Here is a 5,225-nt window from a genome sequence, read left to right as displayed (position 1 = left end):
GAGGTGCTCGATATCCGTACTCTCGAGGGCCGAAAGTCCCTCGCCTAGGCGACATGTGCCGCTGTGAGCGGCCATTGGGACTCCTTAGCCTCGTCGGTATGACGACCATCGAACCTGTCACCGTCCTTTCAGCGAGCGCAAGCTGGGACCTGCTGAGCGGTGTGGCCTTGGGCAGGCTTGTCACGAGCGTTGACGGCCAGCCGGAGATCTTTCCCGTCAACTTCGCCGTCCAAGATCGCACGGTGCTTTTCCGGACGGCGGAAGGCACGAAGTTGGTGAGTTCCGCGATCAACAACCGTGTGCTGTTCGAGGCCGACGATCACGGTGCCGGCGGAGGCTGGAGCGTGATCGTGCGGGGAACGGCCCGGATGCTGCGCACGAACGAGGACATTCAGCGCGCCGATCACGCACAGCTGCTGCCTTGGACTGCGACGTTGAAGCAGCATTACGTTCGGATTCTGCCGGCGTCGATCACGGGGCGCCGCTTCCAGTTCGGTCCCGAGCCCGAGCGCGAATCCGCTTTCGCTTGAAACACTGTGCCCCCGAACATGCTGGCGGCCAGTCCTTTTAGCGGCGCTTTGACGGACTGGACCAGTGCCGCCCTCACTGCGATTCCCGCTCTTGGGCATCAGCCCAATGCCGCTGGGAGCAATGGCCGGTTCTGTAGCGGACGCATGTCCGCGGCGGGACCAACGCTGAGCAGGTGAGGACCTTTGGCCCCAGATACATACCCGAGTCACCGAATAACCTTTCCGCACAAGTGCCGGCACCTATCTGCCGGAGCGTTGAGGTCGGAGTGTCCTATGGAAGACGTGCCCGTACAGCCCGCCGTGGTGGTCGGCGTCGACGAATCGGCGGCGGCTCGGTGTGCGGCGCTGTGGGCGGTCGATGAGGCTGTCAGCCGCGACATCCCGCTTCGGCTGGTCCACATACTCGATAGCGGGACGTCAAAGTCGGATGATATCGCTTCTCAATCGGCCAGGGCCGAACGGTGGATCGGTGGCGTCCTCAGGGCCGTCGAGTCCACGAGGAAGCCGGTGAAGGTCGAAACTGACGTGATTCGCGGACACCCAGCCGAGGCCTTCATTCGGGTGTCTCGCTTCGCGGCGATGATTTGCATCGGTGCTGTCGGGTCAAACCACTTTCGGCACGGTCGGATTGGCTCGACTGCCGTTGCCGTGGCCGGCTCTGCCCATTGTGCCGTTGCCATCCTCCACGGAGGCACGCCCGCCGTCCGCCCGAACTCGAACGTCATCCTGGCGGTGACCGGCGATGCGCCCGATAACGGACTCCTGCTTGAGACGGCCGCCCGGGAGGCGGCTATGCGCGATGCCCCGTTACGGGTGATCAGGTGTTGGCAACCACCTCGCTCGGACCCCCCAACCACCCAAACAGGCGATCTGGCGATAGCGGCGCAGCTAGATCGTCGCTTGGCGCGATGGCGAGCTCGTTATCCCGATCTTCGTGCGGAGTCCGTTGCCGTGCACGGTCCACTTTCTGGCTATCTGCAGGCGCATGCTGAGCAGCTGCAATTGGTGGTTGTCAGCGCCCGCGGCCCGGGTCACGTGCGCGAGGTCGTCGGGGCGGCCGGCTACGGCGCCCTGGCCACCTCGGACTGCGTGGTTTTAGTTGTCGATCGTCAGCACCTTTGACAGGTATCGCGCATGATGAATGTCAAGACTGAGAGCCCAGCGCCGCATCACCGATCTCACGGAGGGTCCACCATGGTTGTGAGTGTCTTTCTCGTCGATGACCACGAGGTGGTCCGCCGCGGGATCATCGATCTACTAGGCGCCGATCCTGGGCTGGAAGTGGTCGGCGAAGCCGGATCGGTGGCCGAAGCAATGACCCGAATCGCAGCGGTCCGGCCCGACGTCGCAGTTCTCGACGTCCGTCTGCCCGACGGCAGTGGGATCGAATTGTGTAGGGATCTGCTGTCAGACATTCCCGACTTGCGGTGCCTGATGCTGACCTCGTTCACCTCCGACGAGGCGATGCTCGACGCGATACTGGCCGGCGCGAGCGGCTATGTGGTCAAGGACATCAAGGGCATGGAGCTCGCTCAAGCGATCAAAGATGTCGGTGCAGGCAAGTCGCTGCTGGATAATCGGGCTGCTGCGGTGTTGATGGCGAAGCTCCGCGGTGCGGCCGAACGCAGCGATCCGCTTGTCGGGTTGACCGATCAGGAACGCACTCTGCTGAGTCTGCTCAGCGAGGGACTGACCAACAAGCAGATCGCCGCTCGCATGTTCCTTGCCGAAAAGACGGTCAAGAATTACGTGTCGCGGCTGCTGGCGAAGCTCGGCATGGAGCGGCGAACGCAAGCTGCGGTGTTCGCATCCAAACTCGAATCCACCGAGCGTGCGAGGCGATGATCCCGCCCACTGCACTGTGATCTCGTGACCGATTCAGCGAAGCGGGCCGGTGCGGTGCACTCGGTGCGAGATACGTTGTCGCAACTTCGATTACGCGAACTCCTCGCTGAGGTGCAAGACCGGATCGCTCTGATCGTCGAGGGACGCGACCGTCTTGACCGATTAGTCGAGGCGATGCTGGCGGTGACCTCGGGTCTCGACCTGGAGACCACGCTGCGCACCATCGTGCGCACTGCGATCGACCTGGCTGGGGCCCGCTATGGCGCGCTCGGGGTGCGGGGGAGCGGTCCTGATTTGGCGGCGTTCATCCACGAGGGAATCGATGCCGAAACGCGGGAGCGGATTGGGCATTTACCGGAGGGTCGCGGCGTCCTAGGGGTGTTGATCAGCGAGCCGAAGCCGATCCGGCTGGACAACATCGCTCACCATCCATCGTCGGTCGGTTTCCCGCCACATCATCCGCCGATGCAGGCTTTCTTGGGGGTGCCCATCCGGATCCGCGACGAGGTGTTCGGCAACCTCTACTTGACCGAGAAGGTGAACGGCCAATCTTTCAGCGAAGACGACGAAGTGCTCGTCGAAGCGCTCGGGGCTGCGGCCGGTATTGCCATCGAAAACGCGCGGCTCTACGAGCAGTCCCAGGCCCGGCAGGCCTGGCTCGCCGCAACTCGTGACATCGCAACGGAGCTGTTGTCGGGTTCCGACCCCGCCGCAATCTTCCGGATGGTGTCCGATGAGGCCCTGAAATTGTCCGAGGCTGAATCGACTTTCGTTGCGGTGCCAGTCGAATCGGACTCTGCCTCAACGGAGATCACCCAACTGCTGATTACTGAGTTGGCGGGCGAGCTGCCCGCATTCACGCAGCCGCCGACGATCGCTGTCCGCGGGACTCAGGTCGGTGACGTCTTCTTCAACCGCACTCCGCGCCGGTTTGCCCGGCTTGAGCTCGAGATCGGCGGCGTGCAGATCCAGCCGGGGCCCGCGTTGGTATTGCCCTTGCGCGTAGCCGAGAAGGTTGCCGGAGTGCTCGTTGCGTTGCGCCTAAGCCGAGCAACGGCATTCACCCAAGACGAGGAAGACATGATGTCGGTCTTCGCCGACCAGGCCGCAGTGGCCTGGCAATTGGCCACGGCGCAGCGCGCCGCGCGCGAGTTGGACGTGGTGACTGACCGGGACCGCATTGCTCGCGACCTGCACGACCATGTCATCCAACGGTTGTTCGCAGTCGGGCTCGCGCTGCAGGCAACCATTCCCCGGGCGCGGTCTTCGGAAGTCCAACAACGGCTTTCGAGCTACGTTGATGACCTGCAAGCCATCATCGGCGAGATTCGCACCACGATATTCGATCTACACGGGCCGACTACCAGAATGCCGCGGTTGCGCCAGCGACTCGATGAAGCCGTTGCCCGGTATTCCAGCGAAAAGCTACGCATCACCACCCAATTCGTGGGACCGCTCTCGGTGGTCGGTGTTCCGCTTGCCGAACACGCTGAAGCCGTTGTGCGAGAGGCCGTGAGCAACGCCGCGCAGCACGCGCATGCGACTGAGCTCCATGTCATCGTCAAAGTCGCGGATGGTCTTTCCATCGAGGTGAGAGATGACGGTCGCGGAATCTCCGAGCGCACCAAGAGTGACGGCCTGATGAACCTGCGCCACCGCGCCCAGGAGGCGCACGGCACGTTCAGCGTCGACACTCCCGACTCCGGCGGTACGGTGCTGCGTTGGACCGCGCCGCTGGCTTAGCCCTGGCTTGGCCCGTCCGGATCCTCAGTGTTGTCGAGCGACGATCACCGGCACGCCGGCGGCATGCACCACCGTGGTGCTCACTGAGCCCAAGAGCATGCCCGAAAATCCGCCACGACCATGACTTCCGACGACGACAAGCTGAGCGGACTCCGCCTCCTCGAGCAGGTGCAGCGCCGGATTGGCGTAGACGATTCTGCGTTGCACCGCCACGTCGGGATAACGCTCTCGCCAGCCCGCCAGTCGTTCGGCCAGGGCTTCTTGCGCAACTTGTTGCAGCGCAGACCATTCCAGGCTCGGGACGTCAGCCACCTCCCCGTGAGACCAGGAATGCAATGCAACCAAGTGGACTCCACGCCAGGACGCCTCGTCGAAAGCGATGCCCGTCGCCAACTCTGATGCCGGCGATCCGTCGATGCCTACTACCACCGGAAGCTGCTCAGGCAGCAGCGCGGTGACAGGGGATTCGTGGTGAATCACTGCCACCGGACTGTGCGCGTGATGCACCAATGCGGTGCTGACCGATCCCAGTAAGAGCCGCCCCACGGCCCCTTGCCCGCGGCTGCCCACCACGATCATCTTCGCGTCTTTGGACAAGTCGGCCAGCGTGGGAATCGTCGCGCCGAAATACACCTCGGAACGAATCTGGCGGCGAGCCAGGCTGGGAGCACTTTCTTCGGCTATTCGAATCGACGCCGAAATGAGTTCTTCGGCCTGTTTTTCGCGCCAATCGCTGTTTCCAGCCAGCGGCGGAAGGGGGCCTCCGCTGAGGCTCACCAGGCCCCACTGCGGCGTCGCGACGACGTGGATGATGTCCAGTGGGATATTGCGCATGGCGGCTTCGCGCGCGGCCCAACCCACCGCTTTGCCAGATGACGGCGATCCGTCGACACCCACAACAATTGCTTGTTGCCCTGCGAGGTCAGACATTGCCGGCTCCCTGTGCTTTTGCAGTGTTAGGGCATGACATTCATAACGCTAGGTAGGTTCGCTGTTCTCGGTCAGGAGTACTTTGTCCCAATCCCGTCAACCGTTTGGCATCTCGCGCTTCGCCGCGGAGGCCGAAGTCGAGATCTGCCGGAACGCGACACGCCGCGGGATCATCGA

General features: G+C 63.3%; 5 protein-coding genes. 4 read left to right on the top strand and 1 reads right to left on the bottom strand.

Features of this window, described 5'->3' with window-relative positions; genetic code table 11:
• Positions 1 to 98: 98 nt before the first annotated feature.
• The 4 genes from AC2VOU_RS11460 to AC2VOU_RS11445 all read left to right on the top strand — a co-directional run bounded on the left by AC2VOU_RS11460 (position 99) and on the right by AC2VOU_RS11445 (position 4,118).
• The gene (locus AC2VOU_RS11460) at positions 99 to 530 is read left to right on the top strand and encodes a pyridoxamine 5'-phosphate oxidase family protein (protein ID WP_486957485.1); all 432 of its coding nucleotides are present in this window, start codon (positions 99 to 101) and stop codon (positions 528 to 530) included.
• Positions 531 to 803: 273 nt separating this feature from the next.
• Positions 804 to 1,652, top strand: coding sequence for a universal stress protein (locus tag AC2VOU_RS11455; protein ID WP_486957484.1), 849 nt, complete (start codon positions 804 to 806; stop codon positions 1,650 to 1,652).
• Between the two features lie 72 nt (positions 1,653 to 1,724).
• Positions 1,725 to 2,375 carry a hypoxia response regulator transcription factor DosR/DevR gene (gene dosR / locus AC2VOU_RS11450; RefSeq protein WP_486941435.1) on the top strand — a complete coding sequence of 217 codons (651 nt, stop codon included), beginning with the start codon at positions 1,725 to 1,727 and terminating at the stop codon, positions 2,373 to 2,375.
• A gap of 24 nt (positions 2,376 to 2,399) precedes the next feature.
• On the top strand, positions 2,400 to 4,118 hold the full coding sequence (locus AC2VOU_RS11445; RefSeq protein ID WP_486957483.1) for a sensor histidine kinase: 1,719 nt from the start codon (positions 2,400 to 2,402) through the stop codon (positions 4,116 to 4,118).
• A gap of 24 nt (positions 4,119 to 4,142) precedes the next feature.
• On the opposite strand, the gene AC2VOU_RS11440 is transcribed toward AC2VOU_RS11445, so the two are convergent.
• Positions 4,143 to 5,048, bottom strand: coding sequence for a universal stress protein (locus AC2VOU_RS11440; protein WP_486957482.1), 906 nt, complete (start codon positions 5,046 to 5,048; stop codon positions 4,143 to 4,145).
• Positions 5,049 to 5,225 lie beyond the last annotated feature (177 nt).

It is taken from the genome of Mycobacterium sp. TH-M25 (assembly GCF_057473665.1).
Note: the sequence above shows the minus strand (reverse complement) of the source record. Positions and strands in the feature narration are given on the sequence as shown.